The sequence below is a fragment of the Streptomyces sp. MUM 2J genome, from assembly GCF_022414535.1.
Taxonomy (GTDB): Bacteria; Actinomycetota; Actinomycetes; order Streptomycetales; family Streptomycetaceae; genus Streptomyces.
On sequence record NZ_JADWYM010000017.1, the window covers coordinates 76067 to 95600 of the forward strand.

Here is a 19534-nt window from a genome sequence, read left to right on the forward strand (position 1 = left end):
AAGGACCACCATGTCCAAGAAGACGTTCGAGGAGCTCTTCACCGAGCTCCAGCACAAGGCCGCCCAGGGCGATCCCGCCACCTCCCGCACCGCCGAACTGGTGGGCAAGGGCGTCCATGCCATCGGCAAGAAGGTCGTCGAGGAGGCCGCCGAGGTCTGGATGGCCGCCGAGTACGAGGGCAAGGAGGCGGCAGCCGAGGAGATCTCGCAGTTGCTGTACCACGTGCAGGTGATGATGGTCGCCCGCGGGATCTCCCTCGACGACGTCTACGCCCACCTGTAAGCCGCCCGCCGCCACAGCCGCAAGAACACTCCCCTTCACGCAAAGGAAGCCGATCTCATGCTGCGCATCGCCGTCCCCAACAAGGGTTCACTGTCCGGCCCTGCGGCGGAGATGCTGCATGAGGCCGGCTACCAGCAGCGCCGCGAGTCCAAGGAACTGCGGATCGTCGACCCGGAGAACGAGGTCGAGTTCTTCTACCTCCGCCCCCGCGACATCGCGATCTACGTCTCCTCCGGCCGCCTCGACATCGGCATCACCGGCCGCGACCTGCTCGTCGACTCGGGCGCCGGCGCCGAGGAGATCCTCCCGCTGGGCTTCGCCCGCTCCACCTTCCGCTTCGCCGCCAAGCCGGGCGCCGTCGCCGGTGCCGAGGACCTCAAGGGCAAGACCGTCGCCACCTCCTACGAGGGGATCGTCGCCAAGCACCTGGCCGACCGCGGTATCGACGCCTCCGTCGTGCACCTGGACGGCGCCGTCGAGACCGCCATCGAGCTGGGTGTCGCCGAGGTCATCGCCGACGTCGTCGAGACCGGCACGTCGCTGCGCAACGCCGGCCTGGAGGTCTTCGGCGAGCCCATCATGACGTCCGAGGCCCTGGTGATCCGCCGCACCGGGGCGGACACCGGGGAGCCCAAGGTGCAGCAGTTCCTGCGCCGCCTCCAGGGTGTTCTGGTCGCCCGGACGTACGTGATGATGGACTACGACATCCGCGCCGAGCACCTGGAGGATGCCGTCGCCATCACGCCCGGTCTCGAGGGGCCGACGGTCTCGCCGCTGCACAACGAGGGCTGGGTCGCGGTCCGCGCCATGGTGCCGACCAAGGAGGCCCAGCGGATCATGGACGACCTGTACGCGATCGGCGCCCGGGCCATCCTGACCACGGCCATCCACGCCTGCCGTCTGTGAGCACCCCCGCCATGCCCGATTCTCGCGACACCTCCGACCGGCCCAGCCCGCCTGCCCTGCCGGTCACGTTCCGGCCCGCACGCACCCGGGCCGTCCTGGTCACCGCCGGAGTGGTGATCTTCGTGGTGATCTCCGCCGTCGGGCTGCTCCTGGAGCAGCTCGGCCCGGGGGAGAAGCTCAGTTTCGTCCTCACCGGCGCGCTGGTCCTCGGCGTCCTGCTGTGGCTCTCCAGGCCGAAGGTGGTCGCGGACGACGGCGGCGTCACCGTCGTGAACTTCGCCGGCACCCGCCGTCTGGCCTGGGCGGAGATCCTCAAGGTGAACCTGAGGGTCAGCGACCCCTGGGTCTTCCTCAACCTCAGCGACGGCACCAGCCTGCCCGCGCTCGGCATCCAGCCCGGCATCGACAGACAGCGCGCCATCGACGATGCGCGCGCCCTGAGCGCGCTGGTCGAGACCCGGTCGATCGCGGAGCCGGACAGGGGCGCCGGGGCGGGCCCGGAGCAGGATCAGGGCTGACTCGGGGGCGCCCGCCCTGCCGCACCCGGCGGAATCTTGACTAATCTGGGGGCAGAGGTCTTTCGCTGTGCCTCCGCCCCTGAGCGCCGCCCCGGCACCCAGGGGCTCCTTCTACCCGAGGAGTGACCCTCTCCGGCGATGGACGGATCGTCCTGCAGTACCTGCGCCACCCCCTCCCGGCATAACGCGGACCCACGCCGCGGACATGCGGAGGCGGTGGCATCGTGACCCTCTCCCTGCTGCTCCTGGCAGCCGCATTCCTGCTCATCCTCGCCAACGGCTTCTTCGTCGCCGCCGAGTTCGGCCTCGTCACGGTCGAGCGCCCGGAGGCCGAAGAGGCCGCCGCCGAGGGGGACCCCCGCGCCCGCTCGGTCGTCGAGTCGCTCAAGGAGCTGTCCTTCCAGCTCTCCGGCACCCAGCTCGGCATCACCATCACCTCCCTCGTCGTCGGCATGCTCGCCGAACCGGCGCTCGCCGGGCTGCTGCACGGCCCGTTCGCCGCGATCGGCATACCCGAGGGCGCGGTCGGCGGTGTGGCGGTGGTCGTCGGCATGCTGTTGGCCTCCGCCGTGCAGATGGTGATCGGCGAGCTCGTGCCGAAGAACTGGGCGGTCTCCAAGCCGCTGCAGGTCGCGCGTTTCGTCGCCGGCCCGCAGCGGATCTTCTCCCGCCTGTTCCGGCCGGTCATCGCCGGACTCAACGCCGTCGCCAACCGTCTGGTCCGCGCGCTCGGCGTCGAGCCCGCCGAGGAACTGGCCTCCGCCCGCACCCCCGGCGAGCTGGTCTCCCTGGCCCGCCACTCGGCCCGGGCCGGCGCCCTGGAGCAGGACACCGCCGACCTGTTCGTACGGACCCTGTCGCTCGGCGAGCTGACCGCCCAGCACGTCATGACCCCGCGGGTCAGGGTCAGCGCGCTCCAGTCGTCGGCGACCGCCGAGGACGTGGTCAACCTGACCCGGGCCACCGGCCTGTCCCGCTTCCCCGTCTACCGGGACAAGATCGACGAGGTCGTCGGCATGGTCCATCTCAAGGACGCGCTGGCCGTCCCGGTGCACGACCGCCTGCGGACCCCCGTCGTCCGGATCGCCCGCCGTGCGCTGCTCGTCCCCGAGACGCTGCCCGTGCAGCCGCTGTTGGCGCGGCTGCGCAGCGAGCAGCCCATCGCCGTCGTGGTCGACGAGTACGGCGGGACGGCCGGCGTGGTCACCCTGGAGGACATCGTCGAGGAACTCGTCGGCGAGGTCCGCGACGAGCACGACGGACACGACCTGCCCGAACTCGCGGCCGTCCCGCCCGAGGACGGCCGGCCCGCCTGGGACGTGGACGGCAGCTGCCGGGTCGACATCCTCCAGCGCATAGGACTGGACGTACCCGAGGGCCCCTACGAGACGGTCGCCGGCCTCGTCGCCGACCTGCTGGGCCGTATCCCCGCACCCGGTGACCGGGCCGAACTGCCCGGCTGGCGGCTCTCCGTGCGCCAGGTCGGCCACTACCGCGCGGAGCGTGTCCGCCTGGTGCGCACGGCTCCGGTCGTGAACGTCATGGAGGCCGCCCGGTGAGCGCCCTCCAACTCGTCTTCGCCGCATTCCTCGTCCTCGCCAACGGCTTCTTCGTCGGTGCCGAGTTCGCGCTCGTCTCCGTCCGGCGCAGCCAGATCGAACCGCTCGGCACCGCCCGGGCCCGGCAGGTGCTGTACGGCCTGGAGCGGCTGCCGCAGATGATGGCCGCCGCACAGTTCGGTATCACCGTCTGCTCGCTGACCCTCGGCGCGGTCGCCGAGCCGACGGTGGCCCGTCTGCTGGAGCCGGTGTTCGAGTGGATCCACCTGCCGCACGGCGTGATCCATCCGCTCGGCTACGTCATCGCCCTGGCGGCCGTCGTCTTCTTCCACCTGGTCATCGGCGAGATGGTCCCGAAGAACCTCGCCATGGCCGCTCCCGAGAAGGCCGCGCTGTGGCTCAGCCCCGGCCTGGTCGCCTTCGCCCGCCTGTGCGGGCCGATCACCGTCGCGCTGGGCGCCTGCGCCCAGGCGATCCTGCGCCTCTTCCGCGTCGAGCCCAAGGACGAGGTCGAGGCCGTGGTCACCAGCGAGCAGCTCAACCGGCTGCTGGAGGACTCCGGCCAGGCCGGCCTCCTCGGCCCCGAGGAACGCGAGCGGCTGGAGGACGCCCTGGAACTGGGCTCCCGCCCGGTGACGGACGTCCTGCTCCGGAGCGAGTCGCTGATCACGGTCGGTCCTTCGGTCACCCCGGGTGAGATCGTCGACCTGACCGCCCGCACGGGCTACTCCCGGTTCCCCGTCGCCGCCGAGAACGGCGCCGCCTTCATGGGCTACCTGCACGTCAAGGACGTCCTCGACCTGGAGGACTCCGACCGGGCGGTGCCGCAGCGGATCTGGCGGCCCATGACGACCCTGCGGGCCGAGCTGCCGCTCGACGACGCGCTCACCGTGATGCGCCGTGCCGCCACCCATCTGGCCCAGGTGGCCGACGCGAACGGCAAGGTGCTCGGTCTGGTCGCGCTGGAGGACGTCCTGGAGCTGCTGGTCGGCGAGGTGCGGGACCCGGCGCACCGGGAGGAACCGGAGGAGCAGGTCCTGACGAGCTAGGGGGTGTTCCGAAAGTCCCGCACAGCACCCACGGCGCCCGGCACGCACTCTCGCCGCACCGGGCGTAAGCCCGAGTACATCCGGTACGAGGTCTTACGTCCGGCACGCCGAGAGCACGCACCGGACTGCCGGGACACCCCCTAGTGCCACGGCAGGTGGCGTTCGCCCGTCACCGAGCGGTGTCCGGTGCGTGCTCTGGACACCGCTCGGTACCGCACAGGACTTCCGCGGATCCCCTGGGCCCCGCTAGGCCGGATCCTGCGGTCCCCGCCCCGACAGCACCTCGCCGTACGCCTGCATCAGGTCCGGCAGCCGCAGCGTGGCCAGGTCGTCCCGGGACAGCGGTCCCGCGTAGCCGGACAGCCGCAGATCGCGGTAGGCGCAGCTCTTCTCGTACAGGGTCCGCAGGAACCGCCCGTTGCCCAACTCGTCGATCCATCCCTGGTCGACGACGTGACCGGCGATCGAGAGCAGCTCTTCCAGGGCCTCCTCGTCCCACTGGTCGCCGTTGTCCGCGGCGAGCACCTTGCCGATCTCGGCCAGTTCCAGGGGCCGGTAGGAGGGGAAGTCGACGCGGGTGGTGAAGCGGGAGGACAGCCCGGGGTTGGCGGCGAGGAGGCGGTCCATGCCCTCGGGGTAGCCGGCCAGGATCACCACCAGGTGGTCGCGGTTGTCCTCCGCTCGTTTCAGCAGTACCTGGAGGGCCTCGTCGCCGTAGGCGTCGCCCTTGCCGTAGCCGGAGTTGGACAGGGCGTAGGCCTCGTCGACGAAGAGGACGCCCCCGAGCGCGGAGTCGATCAGTTCGTTGGCCTTCACGGCCGTCTGCCCGAGGTACTCGCCGACCAGGTCGGCGCGCTGGGCCTCCACGAGGTGGTCGCCGCCGAGAAGCCCCAAGGCGTAGAAGACGCGGCCGAGGATGCGGGCGACGGTGGTCTTGCCGGTGCCGGAGGGGCCGGAGAAGACGAAGTGGCGTTTGGGCGGTTGGACGGGGAGTCCCTGCCCGGCTCGCAGGCGGGCCATGTTCAACTGTGCGGACAGCGCCTTGACCTGCCGCTTCACCGGCTCCAGGCCCACCATGCGCTCCAGTTCGGCGAGCGCTTCCTCGAGTAAGCCCGGGTCCGTGGGTCCCGCCGGCAGCGATACCGGCGGCACGGACGTCCTCTCGCGCACGGCCGGGTCGACCGCCGACGGCAGTGGTCCGCTGGGCGGCTCGGGGTCGGACACCTTCAACTCGCGGCCCTCGGTCCCGAAGAGCGGATCGAGCCCGTCGGTGCCGTCCAGCAGGTCCCCTGCCGTACCGGTGAGCGTGAGTGCCGTGAGGTCGGCCGGGTCGTCGTAGCCGTCGCCCTCGGCGATCGCCGCGAGCCGGGCCGCGGTGTCCATGAACGCGGGGTCCACGCGGTGCACCGCCCGGTACAGCGGCAGGGCGGCGGCGGAGCGGCCCGTGCCCTCCAGCGCCCGGGCCAGCCAGTACCGCAGCTCCTTGCGCTGCGGCTGTTCGCTGCGGCACCGCATCAGCGCGGCCGACAGCAGGGGTTCGGCCTGCCCGTACATCTCCAGGCGCACCCGGGCCATACCGCCGAACAGCCCGGCCTCGATACCGAGCAGGGGATCGTCGAGCAGTGGGTCGGTGTGCCGTACCAACTGCTCCCAGTCCTTGACCAGATAGGCGCGGCAGGCGTGCAGGAACCGGACCTGCTGGTCGGTGTCGACCGGGGGGAGCCCGGCGAGGGCCCGGTCCAGCTCCGGGACGTGGCGTCCGTCGAGCCAGTGGGAGGCGTGGGCCAGCAGCAGGTCGCGGGGGCTCTCCAGCACCGGCTGCACCCACCAGCCGAGCCAGTACCAGGAGTTGAGGGCGCGGCGGTGCCGGGCGCGCTGCTCGCCGAAGCGGTCGCGGTGGCGGTACATCCGCAGCAGCGCGGTCGTCGTGTCGACGCGCAGCGCGTGCAACCCGAGCCAGCCGTCGGCCATCCGGGGATCGATCCGCACCGCCGTCCGGAACTCCTCCTCGGCCTGCGGATAGGCGCCCATCGCGTAGGCGTCCACGCCTCGCAGCCAGGCGAGCTCGGCGGGTGCCTCGGGGCCCTGCGTGCCGAAGTCCATCACGTCCCCCACAAACCGTGCCCCCGTCGGTGTGCCGGCCCGCTGCCGCCGGGCCGGCTGCGTTCGTCGAACCGCTGTGCCGCGGACCGGAGTTGCAAGGCGCGCGCAGCCGTCCGTAGGTAGCACCGAGGGCATCGTACCTGCGGGGGCGCCGCCCATCGAAGGGTGCCGCACGGGCCGTTCTGCGAGGTGGCGGCGGACGGCGAGCACCCGGGCCGGTGACCGAGCGTGAGCGTTCGGCGTCATACGGCGCACACGGACGGGGGCGTGCGGACACGCAGGCAGGACGAAGCCCCCGATCACGGGGGAACAATCGGGGGCTTCGCGTGAGGGGGCGGCTTCCACAGCCGCACATTGAGAACGTAAGTCGGGTACGGCCCCCTGGTCAAGCACAGTTGGAGGACTCCCGGAACTTCCCGCGCAAGCGGTTTCACGGTTTCACCACACGGCGGGTGGTCCGTCACCGTGCGTGAGATTCCGGCCGTCCGAGGCGGGTCCCGGCAGCATGTCGTACCCCTGTGCCACCTGCCGCACCAGAAGATCCGCGTACGGCCGGGACGGATCCTCGGCGAAATGCCGGCGCTCGGCGCGGACCCATCCGGCCCAGAACTCCCGCTGCTCCGCTCCGTCCCGCTCCCGCCCGCGCGCCCATGCCTGCGCGGGAGGCATCTCCATCCACAGCAGATGCGCGAGGTGCGGGCGCAGCGCACGGCGGCCGGCGCCGACGCCCTCGACGACGACGACCGGGGCCGGCGGCAGGGGCCGCGGCGCGGTGAAGCGGCGCTCGCGCCAGTCGTAGGGGGTGTAGTGAGCCGTCCCGGCACGGGCGAGCGGCTCGATCACCTGCTCCCGCAGCCGCCCCGTCCACGAGAACAGCTCGTCGTGGCAGGCGAGGTCGTCGAGATGGAGGACCGGTGCGCCACCGAGCGCCTCGGCCAGCCGCCCGGCGAACGTCGACTTGCCGGACCCGGCGTGCCCGTCGACGCCCACCAGCCGGACCGGTCCCAGGGAAGGGGGCAGGCTGCGCAGCAGGGTGGCGAGGTGCTCGATGGTCGTTCCCCCGGGTGTGCTCGGGTGGGTGCGCCGGAGAGTCTACGGGGCGCCGCGCCGGACGGCCGAAGATCACCCGGTTCGTGCCGATGCGCAGGTCACGCCGGTGGTGCAGGCCGATGCCGGTGTGTGTGGCGTGGGTCGGAGTGCCGGCAGGACCGGACCCGGCGCGCCATAGTTGGCGCACGCACCCGCACATGACCGCACGCACGCGCACGCACCGCGTACGCACCCACATGTGACACCCACCGGACCGCCCGACCCGGACACCTGGGGGTTTTCCCGCCATGAGCAGAACCGAACAGCCTTCCCGCAGAACCGTCCTGACCGCGGCGGTCGCCGCCGCCGCGGGGGTCGGCGGGGCGGACCCGGCGACGGCCGGCACCCTGACCGCCGCCGGGGACCGCGATCCGGACCCGGTCCGCCGGGTCGATCAGCACACCTGGACCACGTACGCCGACTGGTGCGCCGGTACCGCTCACGGCACCCGCGCCGTCGCAGGCGCCCGGCCCGGCATCGTGATCGGCACGGCCGCAGGCACCCTCGACCACACCGACCCGCACACCGGGCGGACGGCCACCTGGGAGTACGCCACCTGGACCTCGCCCGTGCACCGGCCGGCCGTGCCCGCCACCGAGGCCATCGCCTCCTGGAACGCGCACACCCCACCCGGCACCTGGATCCAGGTCGAGCTCCAGGGGTCCTACCCGGACGGCACCGCCACACCCTGGTACGTGATGGGCCGCTGGGCGGCCGGCGACACGGACATCAGGCGGACCTCCGTCGACGGTCAGGGCGACGGCAGGAGCACCGTCTGGACGGACACCCTCGCCATCGACGACCCCGCCTCCGGGCTGCGCCTGGTCTCCTGCCGGTTGCGCCTGACCCTGTACCGCCGGCCGGGGCAGGAGACCACCCCGACCGTGTGGCGGCTGTTCCTCATGGGATCGGACGTCCCTGACCGGTTCACGGTCCCCGCCTCCACGCCCGGCCCCGCCCGCGAGCTGCGCGTGCCGCGTTACTCGCAGGAGATCCACAAGGGCCAGTACCCCGAGTACGACAACGGCGGTGAGGCCTGGTGCAGCCCCACCTCGTCGCAGATGGTCATCGAGTACTGGGGAGGCCGGCTCACCGAGGAGCAACTGTCCTGGGTCGACCCGGCCTTCGCCGACCCCCAGGTCTGCCATGCTGCCCGCCGGTCCTACGACCACCAGTACGGCGGCTGCGGCAACTGGCCGTTCAACGCCGCCTACGCCGCCACTTTCGAAGGGGTGCAGGGGGTGGTCACCCGGCTCGGCTCGCTCAGGGACCTGGAGACGCTGATCGCGGCCGGTATCCCGGCCGTCACGTCCCAGTCGTTCCTCGACGAGGAGCTGACCGGCGCCGGATACGGCACCTCCGGACACCTGATGGCGGTGATCGGCTTCACCAGCGACGGCGACGTGATCGCCAACGATCCCGCCTCGCCGAGCGACGATGCGGTGCGGCGGGTCTACCGGCGCCGCGAGTTCGAGAACATCTGGTTGAGGACGAAGAGGTACGACGCGAGCGGGCGGGTCAGAAGCGGCACGGGCGGCGTCTGCTACCTGTACTTCCCCGCACACCCGACGCAGGGCCAGCGCGAGGCGCTGGCCGCGGTGGGCGTGCGCTGACGCGGTCCGGTGGGCCCGGCACTCCCCGAACACGTCGTACGACGGGGCCTGGTGACGCTGGCGGCGGTGCTCGTGACCCGGCCGGGCCCACCGTGGTCCCGGACGGCGGACTGCTGTGACCTGAGGCATACCCGACCTGCCATACTGCGGATGTCCCGCCGCCCGTAGGAACTCAGGGTCGAAATTGAATATCAGCCGTCAGCACGATGTCGCTGCACTTCCCCGGCCGCTCCCGGCAGGGGGAACCCCCATCCGGGCGCGCGGTACCGAGCGCTCGCTGGCACGCCGGGCCGAACTCCTCGCGATCGGGCGGAGGCTGTTCGCCGACACGTCGTACGACGCGCTCTCCATGGACGACATCGCCCGGCAGGCCCGGGTCGCCAAAGGACTGATCTACTACTACTTCCAGTCCAAGCGGGGCTACTACCTGGCCATCATCCAGGAATCCGTCGCCGACCTGGTGTCCTTCGCGGCGAGCGGTCTCGAACTGGCCCGGGTGGACCGGGCCCACCGCACCGTCGACAGCTACCTGCGCTACGCCGAGACCAACCAGGCCGCCTACCGCACGATCGTCAGCGGCGGAGTCGGCTTCGACGCCGAGGTCCACGCGATCCGGGACTCGGTGCGCGAGGCGGTCGTCGCGACCATCGCCGAGGCCGCCTACGGCCGCAGTGACATCGCCGCGCCCGCCCGCATGGGCCTGCTCGCCTGGCTGTGCGGTGTCGAGGGCGCCACCCTGGACTGGATCGACCACCCCGAGCTCTCCCGCGACACCATGCGCGAGCTGCTGGTGAGGACGCTCGGTGGCACCCTGCGCGCCATCGGGGAACTCGACCCCGCCTATCCCGCGCCGGAACCGGCCCGCCGCGACCTGTAGCGACGGACGCCCGCCCCGTGGCCCGGGCCGCCCCTTGGGGCGCCCTCACAGCGTGGCCGCCGCCCGGCTGCCTTCCGTGGCCGGTTCCGGCGAGGAGCATGGCCGTGCGCCCCGGTGCTCCGCATCGTCGGGTGCGCCCACCGGATCCTGACGGCCGTCGCCTGCCGTCGCGTGGCCCCGCACTCCGCTGAACTGCCCCGGCCGCACCTGAGGCGCCGCCAGCCGCACCCACTCCGGGTCGTGGTGGCCCGGCAGGGTGCGGCCCCGGTCGGCCCAGGCCCGCATCATCTCGCGGTAGATGGGCGGGTCGGGCGGTCGCGGAGCGGTCGGCGGAACCGATTTTGCGGGTGCCGGGACGAAGAAGAGCCGCTGACGCCCGGTCGCCGAAGTGGTGGGGGTCATGCCGGGCCAACGCGGAACCGGGCGGGCAGGTCACCGGCCCCGTGATTCGGCCGTCAGTTCGCGGGCTCCCCATGGCGCGAGTGCCGCAGGCCGACCTGATGCGACGTCAATCGCGCCGCGTGGTGGCGGGTTCGGGACGGGCGAGGGTTCCGTGGGCGTTTCCGTTCCGCTCCTGCGCCGGTGCCGCGCCTGCTCCGTGCGTGCACGACCCCGTACGGCACCGGGTGGGGATCGCGGCGCCTCGCCGGCCTTGCGCCGATCCCGCACCACGGCCTTCTGCAGTGCCGCGGTGCGGGGCGTGCGTGGAAGCGTGGCAGGAGCCGTTCAGGCGGCGTCGCGGCGCATCGCGGGCACGCGCATCGGGCGCGAGCCCGGGCCGCCCACGTGGGAGAAGGGCTGCGTCCGCCAGTCGAGCCCCCGAGGCAGCGTCAGCAGCAGGGCGGTGTCCTGCTCCTGGGGTTCGAAGCTCTCGTCGGCGGGCCGGGCGTCCGACGCGCGGCGGCCGGTCCCGGCACACACCGTGAGCCCGAACGGGTTCCACGGCGAGGCGCACAGCGCGTGCTCCGGCAGGGCCTCCTCGTCCGCCAGCAGTGCGATGGGCTGGGCGCAGTCCGGGCAGATCACCCGGTACATCTCGAAGGTGTCGTAGGCGTCGGTGTCGTCGTCGCCCCCGTCCTCCACGTCGTAGGCGTCGGGTTCGACGCCCTCCGGCTCGGGCTCGGCGGCCGGCTGCTGCCGCTTGGACACCGAACGACCTGGGCGCTTAAGACTCTGCATGGGATTCTCCCCCTTGTGCTGGGCCGTGAAGGCGCTGCGGCCTCGACCACAGCAAGCACTTCCCGCCCCGTCTCCGCGGTAATCACGAGACCATTACGGAGCCGGCCCGGGGGGTGTGGTGTTGGTCACATGCCGTGTGCAGGTGCCCGGCGGCCCCCGTCCCGCCGGCCCTCACCCTCCCGCGCAACATCACGAACCGGGTGTGACCCGGGCCGTGCAGGTATCCGAGGAGATCAGCGGCACTGTAGGTTCTTGCGCCATGGAGGAGCTGGACCGTCAGATCGTGCAGCTGCTCGTCAAGGACGGGCGGATGAGCTACACGGACCTGGGCAAGGCCACGGGCCTGTCCACGTCGGCCGTGCACCAGAGGGTGCGCCGGCTGGAGCAACGCGGCGTCATCCGCGGATACGCCGCCGTCGTCGACCCGGAGGCCGTAGGGCTGCCCCTGACCGCCTTCATCTCGGTCAAGCCCTTCGATCCGAGTGCCCCCGACGACATCGCCGACCGGCTGGGCGGCGTGCCCGAGATCGAGGCGTGCCACAGCGTCGCGGGCGACGAGAACTACATCCTCAAGGTCCGCGTGGCCACGCCGCACGAACTGGAGGAGATGCTGGCGCGGGTCCGCTCGCTGGCCGGCGTGTCGACCCGGACGACGGTGGTGCTGTCGACCCCCTACGAGGCGCGGCCGCCGCGCATCTGACCACGCCTGCGGGAGCCGCGCGCCCGGTCCGCCAGGGTGCGCTGTCGCCGGCGGCGGCGAACCGCGGACGGCGCGCGGTGTCCGCCGGTCCCGCCCGACGCCGGACCCTCAGCTGCCGGATACGGCGTGTGCGGCGGGCCCGCACACCGTCGATGCGGCGTTGCCCCAGGTCGCCCCCTGTGCGCGCACGGGGCGACCTGGGTGCGAGACGGTATCCGCCAGGCGCGAGACTGGTGCCCATGAGTGAGAGTGCCGCCCAGCCGAAGACCGTCCTCCTGCGCCGCGGAGAGGTCCACAGCCCCGCCGACCCGTTCGCGACGGCCATGGTCGTCGAGCGCGGCCAGGTGGCCTGGGTCGGCTCCGAAGGCGCGGCCGACGCCTTCGCCGACGGCGTCGACGAGGTGGCCGACCTGGACGGTGCCCTGGTCACCCCGGCGTTCACGGACGCGCACGTCCACACCACCGCCACCGGCCTCGCGCTCACCGGCCTGGACCTGTCGGCCGCCCCCGGCCTGGAGGCCGCCCTCGCCGCCGTCCGGGACTTCGCCGCCGCCCGCCCGCAGGACCGGGTGCTGCTCGGCCACGGCTGGGACGCCTCCCGCTGGCCCGGAGGACGCCCGCCGACCCGGGCCGAGCTGGACGAGGCGACCGGCGGACGTCCCCTGTACCTGTCCCGCATCGACGTGCACTCGGCAGTCGTCACCACCGCCCTGCTGGACCTGGTGCCGGGTCCGGGCGCGGCCGGCCGCCCGGCCGACGGCCCGGTCACCGCGGACGCCCACCACGCCGTGCGCGCCGCCGCCCTCGCCGCCGTCACGCCGCAGCAGCGCACCGGGGCCCAGCGTGCCGCCCTCGCGCACGCTGCCTCCCTCGGTATCGGCACGGTCCACGAGTGCGGAGGCCCCGAGATCTCCTCCGAGGACGACTTCACCGGCCTGCTGGCCCTCGCCGCCGAGGAACCGGGGCCGCGGGTCGTCGGCTACTGGGCGGAGCAGAACGTCGGCAGAGCGCGGGAACTCGGCGCGGCCGGCGCCGCCGGCGACCTCTTCGCCGACGGAGCCCTCGGTTCCCACACCGCCTGCCTGCACGAGCCGTACGCCGACGCCGCCCACACCGGCACCGCCCACCTGGACGCCCGCGCGGTCGCCGCGCACGTCGTGGCCTGCACCGAGGCCGGACTCCAGGCCGGATTCCACGCCATCGGCGACGCCGCCGTGGCAGCCGTCGTGGAGGGGATGCGGGCCGCCGCCGGAAAGACCGGCCTCGCGCGCGTCCGCGCCGCCCGGCACCGTGTCGAGCACGCCGAGATGCTCACCCCCGAGACCGTCGCCGCTTTCGCCGAGCTGGGCCTGACCGCCTCGGTCCAGCCCGCCTTCGACGCGCTGTGGGGCGGCGAGGAGGGCATGTACGCCCAGCGCCTGGGTGTGCGGCGGGCCCGCACCCTCAACCCGTTCGCCGCGCTGCTGCGCGCCGGCGTTCCGCTCGCCTTCGGGTCCGACAGTCCCGTCACCCCGCTGGACCCGTGGGGCACGGTCCGGGCGGCCGCCTTCCACCGCACCCCCGCGCACCGCATCTCCGTCCGCGCCGCCTTCACGGCTCATACGCGCGGCGGCTGGCGGGCGGTCGGACGCGACGACGCGGGCGTCCTGGTGCCCGGCGCGCCCGCGGACTACGCCGTGTGGCGCACGGGCGAGCTGGTGGTGCAGGCTCCCGACGACCGGGTGGCCCGCTGGTCCACCGACCCCCGCTCCGGCACCCCGGGCCTGCCCGACCTCGCGCCGGGCCGGGACCTGCCCGTCTGCCTGCGCACGGTGGTCGGCGGGCGGACGGTGTACGTACGTCCGGGCGAGTGATCCGGCGGACGGGCACGGCTCCCCACGGGTGGCGGTGACGCGTCGTACGACCTGTGCCTCCACCGCCCTGACCAGCAACGCACGGGTCGAAGCGCAGGTAGGGCGGCTGTTGACAGAGGACGGTCCGGGGCCGGTAGGTTCGCCCCGTCCACCGCCGGACGCCCGACCGGGGAACGTCCGCCCACTCGCCGAGCGCCGCTGGGTCAGGGAGCCAGGCTCAGCGCCCGCGCCGGCGGGGGAACGCTCCGACCGGTCGGGGAGGTGTGACCCGGGTGGGGCCCGGGCGCTCAGTAGACAACGGCCTTCGGGCGGTCCGCAGCCAGCGGGTCCCGGGCCGGCCCGAAGGGCGCCGGGCCCCCATCCGCAGCGCGGACCGTCGACGGCCCGCCGCCTGCTCCGCTCCGCCCGGTACATACAAGCCCAAAGCCGTGCACCTACCCCGCTTTTGTGGATTCGACACCACCAGACGAACGTCCGGTCACGTCATCGCAGGCCGAGGCCACTATGGTGGACCTCTGCGTACGGACATGAAGGGGCAGCAGTGAACGACGGCGACGGGACCCTCGCGGCGAAGGCCCAGGGGAGGCAGTTCGGTCCGCTCGGCACGGCATTGGTGATCATCCCGACCTACAACGAGGCGGAGAACATCAAGGCCGTCGTCGGCCGGGTGCGGAAGGCGGTCCCCGACGCGCACGTCCTCGTGGCCGACGACAACAGCCCCGACGGCACGGGCAAGCTCGCGGACGAGCTGGCCGCCGACGACGACCAGGTGCACGTGCTGCACCGCAAGGGCAAGGAGGGCCTGGGCGCCGCCTACCTCGCGGGCTTCCGCTGGGGCATGGAGCACGACTACGGCGTCCTCGTCGAGATGGACGCCGACGGCTCCCACCAGCCCGAGGAACTGCCCCGTCTGCTGACCGCGCTCAAGGGGGCGGACCTGGTCCTCGGCTCCCGCTGGGTGCCAGGAGGCCGGGTGGTGAACTGGCCCAAGTCCCGCGAGTTCATCTCCCGAGGCGGCAGCCTCTACTCCCGCCTCGCGCTCGACCTGCCGCTGCGTGACATCACCGGCGGTTACCGCGCCTTCCGCGCCGAGACCCTGAAGGGCCTCGGGCTGGGCGAGGTCGCCTCCCAGGGCTACTGCTTCCAGGTCGACCTGGCGCGCCGCGCCGTCAAGGCCGGCTACCACGTCGTCGAGGTCCCGATCACGTTCGTCGAGCGTGAACTGGGCGACTCCAAGATGAGCCGCGACATCCTCGTGGAGGCGCTGTGGCGGGTCACGGCGTGGGGCGTGGGGGAGCGGGTGGAGAAGATCACCGGCAAGGTGAAGCCGGCGCCGCCGGAGCCGCACGGGAAGGGCTGATCACCCGCTTATCGCCCATTGAGTGCGGCCCGGGCACACTGGAGGCATGACGACTGGCGCTCCGACCCCTTCCGGCCCCTCGGCCCGGCCCCGCCGCTCCCGGCTGCGCACCTTCCTGCCGCTCGGCGTCGCCCTGTGGGTGGTGCTGGAGATCTGGCTGCTGACCCTGATCGCGGGCGCGACGAGCGGGCTCACGGTCTTCTTCCTGTTGCTCGCCGGACTGGTCCTGGGCGCCGTGGTGGTCAAGCGGGCGGGGCGGCGCGCCTTCCAGAGCCTCAACGCGGCGATCCAGAGCGGTGGCTCCCCGGCAGGCGGCAGCGGCAACGGGTTCATGATGCTCGGTGGCCTGTTGCTGATGGTCCCGGGTCCGGTCTCGGACGTGGTCGGTCTGCTCCTGCTGGTCCCGCCGGTCCAGAAGGCGCTGGGACGGTGGGCCGAGCGTTCCTTCGACCGCCGGCTGCGCGCCGCGGCCCCCGGCAGCTTCGGCGGCGCCTTCCAGCAGGCGCGGATCCACCGCCCCGACGGCAAGGTCGTACAGGGCGAGGTCGTCCGGCAGGACGAGGAGCCGGGCGACGCCCCGCAGGAGCCCCGGCCGCCGCTGACGCGCTGATGCCGCCCCGGCGTGGGGCCGGGGCGGGTCCGGCGTGCCGGCGGGTCCGTCCTCGGGCCGGGCACGCCCGCCGTCCCGCGGTGTGAGCGGCGCAGAGACACGCGCACGCCGCGGGCCGCCCCTTCTTCCCGCCAGGCTCCGCCGCCGGTGACCCGTACGCGGGCCACCGGCGGCGCTCCGTTCCGGGGCACCGGCGTGCCCCGGCTTCGCCGCGTGGCAGCCCGAGCGGTGGATCAGGGCACGCAGAGGACCGCGCAGAGGACCGCGGGTGCGGTACGTGCAGCACGTACCGCACCCGCGGTCCTCTGCGCGGTGCTGTGACCCGTCCGAGCCGTGTCGGGACTAGGCGCTCTTGCGGCTGTCGCGGGGATGGACCGCGAGGTTCATCGCCCCCGAGCGGAGAACCGCGAGCCGCTCCGCGAGGACCTCTTCGAGTTCCTCGCGGGTACGCCGCTCCATCAGCATGTCCCAGTGCGTACGCGCGGGCTTGGCCTTCTTCTCCTCGGGCCCGTCGCCGTCCACGAGGAGTGCCTGGGCTCCACAGACCTTGCACTCCCACTCCGGCGGGATCTCCGCCTCGACCGAGAAGGGCATCTCGAAGCGGTGCCCCTTCTCGCATGCGTACTCCACGGCCTGGCGCGGGGCCAGGTCGATGCCGCGGTCCGTCTCGTAGCTGGTCACCACGAGGCGCGTGCCGCGAAGAGCTCGCTCACTCATGAATCGTGCCTCCCGGGCTTGTCGCCCACAGGACAGGTGTCGCTGTCGTCGTCATCCGGTCAACGTCCGGTCGGCGGTAAAGATTCCCGTTCCGATGTCCCGTTCCGGGTCGTGCGTCGCCGTCGTAGCCGCAGCCTTGTCAACCAGTGCGTACCCACAGGCGCCCGGTTTGTCACGTCTGTGAGGAGATGTCACCCAGCGCCTTGTCGCCTTTGACGCGCAGTAACGGTACGTCTGGCAGGCCAAACGCGTACACTACCGCCCTTTCGCCCGGAGCGCTAAATCCTCTCGGGGACCGGATTCCCCGCGTCGCCGATCGCACGCCGCACCGGGACGCGTGCGAGCAGCACGAACCCGATCACGAAGAACGCCACCAGGGAGATGATCGCGTCCCGGTAGCTGCCGGTCAGCTGGTAGGTGAGCCCGAACAGCAGCGGACCCAACCAGCTCATGCCTCGGTCGCTCATCTCGTACGCCGAGAAGTACTCGGCCTCCTTCCCGGGCGGCACGAGGTGGGAGAAGAGCGAGCGGGACAGGGCCTGGCTGCCGCCCAGCACGAGCCCGATCCCGGCCGCCAGCACGAAGAACCAGACCGGCACCCCGGCCGGCAGGAAGTACCCGGCACCGAGGGTGAGCGTCCAGGCCACCAGCGAGCCGAGGATCGTCCGCTTCGCGCCGTACGTCCGCGCCAGCCGGCCCATCGCCAGCGCGCCCGCCACCGCCAGCACCTGCACCAGCAGCACGGCGGCGATGAGCGTCGACTGTCCCAGGCCCAGTTCCTCCGAGCCGTACACCGAGGCCTGCGAGATCACCGTCTGGATGCCGTCGTTGTAGATCAGGTACGCCAGCAGGAAGGCGAGCGTCAGAGGGTGGCGGCGCATGTCCCGCACGGTCGCTACCAGCTGCCGCATCCCCGGCAGGGCGGCCTCCCGCGCGGGGGCACGCCGGTCGCGCAGCCGGCGCAGCGGCACGAGCGCGAAGGCGCCCCACCACAGACCCGCCGAGGCCAGGCAGATGCGTACCGCCATGGTCTCCGAGACCCCGAAGCCGTCGTGGCCCAGGTACAGGGCCAGGTTCACCACGAGCATCAGCGAGCCCGCCGCGTACCCGAAGGCCCAGCCGCGGGAGGAGACCGCGTCGCGCTCCTCGGGCGGGGCGATCTGCGGCAGGTAGGAGTTGTACAGCATCATCGCCACCGACTGGGCGGCGTTCGCCACCACCAGCAGCACACCGCCCAGGAGGTAGCGGTCGCCGCCGAGGAAGAACATGCCCGTGGTCGCCGCGGCGCCGGTGTACGCCGCCGCGCCCAGCAGCGGCTTCTTGCGCCCGCTGCGGTCGGCGGCGGCGCCCACCAGGGGCATCACCAGAACGGCGACGACCACGGACAGGGACACCGCGTACGGGAAGAACGACCCCGCGCGCACCGGGATGCCCAGCGGGTGGACGTACCCGTCGGCGTCCGCGGCCGACTTCGCGATCGAGGTCAGATAGGGGCCCAGGAACACGGTGAGCACGCTCGTCGAGTAGACGGAGCACGCCCAGTCGTAGAAGTACCAGCCGCGCTGCTCGCGCCGCCGGTCCGTGGCCTCGCCGGCCGTCCTGGCCCGCACGGTCTCGGTGTCCACCCGTGCCCTCGCTTCCCCGCCGAAGATGTCCGTGGCAAGGGTGGCGGGGCGCCGTCCGGGCGGTCAGGCCCAGACGCCGCGCTCCTGCATGACCTCGCGCAACGTGTCGATGTGATCGGTCATGATGCCATCGACCCCCAGGTCCAGGAGCCGGTGCATCCGATCGGGTTCGTTGACGGTCCACACGTGGACCTGGAGTCCGAGCGCGTGAGCCGCCCGGACGAAGCGCCGGTCGACCACCGGGACACCGGACTGCCTCTCGGGGACCTGCGCGGCCACCGCCGAGCGGCGCGGGGCCACGGGCAGCCCCCAGGAGCGCAGGCGCAGGCCGAGCACACCGCGAGTGCCGTACGACGTGGCCAGGCGCGGACCGGCCAGCCGCTGGGCACGCACCACGCGCGCCTCGGAGAACGAGCCGACGCAGATCCGGTCCCAGGCGTTCGCGCGGGCGACCAGGTCCAGGAAGGGGCGGAGTGTCGACTCGGCCTTGAGATCGACGTTCCAGCGCACCTCGGGGAAGGTCTCCAGCAACTCCTCGAAGAGCGGCACCGGCTCCAGGCCCGCGACGCGCGCCTGCCGCACGTCCGCCCACGGCAGGTCGGCGATCCGTCCCGCGCCGTCCGTCACCCGGTCCAGCGTCGTGTCGTGGAAGGCGACCAGCTTGCCGTCGCGGGTGATGTGCACGTCGGTCTCGATGTAGCGGTACCCCGCCTCGACCGCCCGCCGGAACTGCGCCGCGGTGTTCTCCAGTCCGTCCGCCGTCCCACCGCGGTGGGCGAAGGGGATGGGGCCGGGATGGTCGAGGTAGGGATGGCGTATCAGGGTGGTCACCGACGCAGTATCGCTCCCCGGGGTGTCCCGGTGGCAACGACCGTGCTGCCGCCCGTTGCCGGCGGGACGGCGAACAGCCGCAGGAACACCTGGGCGAGCGGGCCGATCGCGACGGCGTAGAGCAGGGTGCCCACGCCGACGGTGCCGCCGAGGGCGAAGCCGGTCACCACGACCGCCACCTCCACCGTCGTGCGCATCAGGCGGATCGAGCGGCCGGTGCGCCGGTGCAGCCCGGTCATCAGCCCGTCGCGCGGGCCCGGACCGAACCGGGCGGCGATGTACAGGCCGGTGGCCACACCGTTCAGCAGGACGCCGGTCAGCAGGAGCGGGATCCGCACGGCCAGGCCGTGCACCCCGGGTACCAGCGCCAGGGTGCCGTCCATGGCCAGGCCGACGACGAAGACGTTGGCGACGGTGCCGAGGCCGGGCCGCTGGCGCAGCGGGATCCACAGCAGCAGCACCGCCGCGCCCACGAGGATCGAGACGATGCCGATGGTCAGGCCGCCGAGTCGCGCGAGGCCCTGGTGGAGGACGTTCCACGGCTCCAGCCCGAGGTCCGCGCGGACCAGGAGCGCGGAGCTCGCGCCGTACAGCGCAAGGCCGGCAAAGAGCTGGACGAGGCGCCGGGCGGCGCGGTCTGGACGTTCTGGCATGGACAAAGG

General features: G+C 72.8%; 19 protein-coding genes. 11 read left to right on the top strand and 8 right to left on the bottom strand.

Annotated elements, in window-relative coordinates:
- Positions 1-10 precede the first annotated feature (10 nt).
- From I3F54_RS16430 to I3F54_RS16450, 5 genes are all read left to right on the top strand, one after another.
- Positions 11-283, top strand: a complete 273-nt coding sequence (locus I3F54_RS16430; protein ID WP_019983911.1) for a phosphoribosyl-ATP diphosphatase — start codon at positions 11-13, stop codon at positions 281-283.
- A 57-nt stretch (positions 284-340) separates the two neighbouring features.
- Positions 341-1189, top strand: coding sequence for an ATP phosphoribosyltransferase (hisG, locus tag I3F54_RS16435; protein ID WP_240119530.1), 849 nt, complete (start codon positions 341-343; stop codon positions 1187-1189).
- Between the two features lie 11 nt (positions 1190-1200).
- Positions 1201-1707, top strand: coding sequence for a PH domain-containing protein (locus tag I3F54_RS16440; protein ID WP_240119531.1), 507 nt, complete (start codon positions 1201-1203; stop codon positions 1705-1707).
- A 224-nt stretch (positions 1708-1931) separates the two neighbouring features.
- Positions 1932-3266: a hemolysin family protein gene (locus tag I3F54_RS16445; RefSeq protein ID WP_240119532.1), complete on the top strand. Its 1335-nt coding sequence runs from the start codon at positions 1932-1934 to the stop codon at positions 3264-3266.
- Positions 3263-4315 carry a hemolysin family protein gene (locus I3F54_RS16450; RefSeq protein WP_240119533.1) on the top strand — a complete coding sequence of 351 codons (1053 nt, stop codon included), beginning with the start codon at positions 3263-3265 and terminating at the stop codon, positions 4313-4315. Before I3F54_RS16445 ends, I3F54_RS16450 begins: the two co-directional genes overlap by 4 nt.
- Before the next feature lie 246 nt (positions 4316-4561).
- On the opposite strand, the gene I3F54_RS16455 is transcribed toward I3F54_RS16450, so the two are convergent.
- Entirely contained in the window at positions 4562-6418 is a 1857-nt protein-coding gene (locus tag I3F54_RS16455; protein ID WP_240119534.1) for an AAA family ATPase, read from the bottom strand.
- Positions 6419-6856: 438 nt separating this feature from the next.
- Entirely contained in the window at positions 6857-7468 is a 612-nt protein-coding gene (locus tag I3F54_RS16460) for a uridine kinase (RefSeq protein WP_240119566.1), read from the bottom strand.
- 287 nt (positions 7469-7755) lie between these two features.
- On the opposite strand from I3F54_RS16460, the gene I3F54_RS16465 reads away from it, so the two are divergent.
- A complete protein-coding gene (locus I3F54_RS16465) occupies positions 7756-9120 on the top strand; it encodes a peptidase C39 family protein (RefSeq protein ID WP_240119535.1) in 1365 nt (454 codons plus the stop codon).
- Positions 9121-9304: 184 nt separating this feature from the next.
- Positions 9305-9997, top strand: coding sequence for a TetR/AcrR family transcriptional regulator (locus I3F54_RS16470; RefSeq protein WP_374205931.1), 693 nt, complete (start codon positions 9305-9307; stop codon positions 9995-9997).
- A 45-nt stretch (positions 9998-10042) separates the two neighbouring features.
- On the opposite strand, the gene I3F54_RS16475 is transcribed toward I3F54_RS16470, so the two are convergent.
- Entirely contained in the window at positions 10043-10399 is a 357-nt protein-coding gene (locus tag I3F54_RS16475; protein ID WP_240119536.1) for a hypothetical protein, read from the bottom strand.
- A 324-nt stretch (positions 10400-10723) separates the two neighbouring features.
- Positions 10724-11176: a hypothetical protein gene (locus I3F54_RS16480; RefSeq protein ID WP_240119537.1), complete on the bottom strand. Its 453-nt coding sequence runs from the start codon at positions 11174-11176 to the stop codon at positions 10724-10726.
- Between the two features lie 259 nt (positions 11177-11435).
- Here I3F54_RS16480 and I3F54_RS16485 point away from each other — a divergent pair, with 259 nt between their 5' ends.
- The 4 genes from I3F54_RS16485 to fxsA all read left to right on the top strand — a co-directional run bounded on the left by I3F54_RS16485 (position 11436) and on the right by fxsA (position 15699).
- On the top strand, positions 11436-11876 hold the full coding sequence (locus tag I3F54_RS16485) for an Lrp/AsnC family transcriptional regulator (RefSeq protein ID WP_240119538.1): 441 nt from the start codon (positions 11436-11438) through the stop codon (positions 11874-11876).
- Between the two features lie 239 nt (positions 11877-12115).
- A complete protein-coding gene (locus I3F54_RS16490; RefSeq protein ID WP_240119539.1) occupies positions 12116-13729 on the top strand; it encodes an amidohydrolase in 1614 nt (537 codons plus the stop codon).
- A 541-nt stretch (positions 13730-14270) separates the two neighbouring features.
- The gene (locus I3F54_RS16495; protein WP_240119540.1) at positions 14271-15089 is read left to right on the top strand and encodes a polyprenol monophosphomannose synthase; all 819 of its coding nucleotides are present in this window, start codon (positions 14271-14273) and stop codon (positions 15087-15089) included.
- A gap of 46 nt (positions 15090-15135) precedes the next feature.
- Positions 15136-15699, top strand: coding sequence for an FxsA family membrane protein (fxsA, locus tag I3F54_RS16500; RefSeq protein ID WP_240119541.1), 564 nt, complete (start codon positions 15136-15138; stop codon positions 15697-15699).
- 342 nt (positions 15700-16041) lie between these two features.
- On the opposite strand, the gene I3F54_RS16505 is transcribed toward fxsA, so the two are convergent.
- The 4 genes from I3F54_RS16505 to I3F54_RS16520 form a co-directional block, all read right to left on the bottom strand.
- Entirely contained in the window at positions 16042-16416 is a 375-nt protein-coding gene (locus tag I3F54_RS16505) for an RNA polymerase-binding protein RbpA (RefSeq protein WP_240119542.1), read from the bottom strand.
- A gap of 278 nt (positions 16417-16694) precedes the next feature.
- On the bottom strand, positions 16695-18041 hold the full coding sequence (locus I3F54_RS16510; RefSeq protein ID WP_240119543.1) for an MFS transporter: 1347 nt from the start codon (positions 18039-18041) through the stop codon (positions 16695-16697).
- A 63-nt stretch (positions 18042-18104) separates the two neighbouring features.
- Complete coding sequence (locus I3F54_RS16515; RefSeq protein WP_240119544.1) at positions 18105-18872, bottom strand: glycerophosphodiester phosphodiesterase; 768 nt, start codon at positions 18870-18872, stop codon at positions 18105-18107.
- Positions 18869-19525: a YitT family protein gene (locus tag I3F54_RS16520; protein WP_240119545.1), complete on the bottom strand. Its 657-nt coding sequence runs from the start codon at positions 19523-19525 to the stop codon at positions 18869-18871. The genes I3F54_RS16515 and I3F54_RS16520 overlap by 4 nt, the downstream gene beginning before the upstream one ends.
- Positions 19526-19534 lie beyond the last annotated feature (9 nt).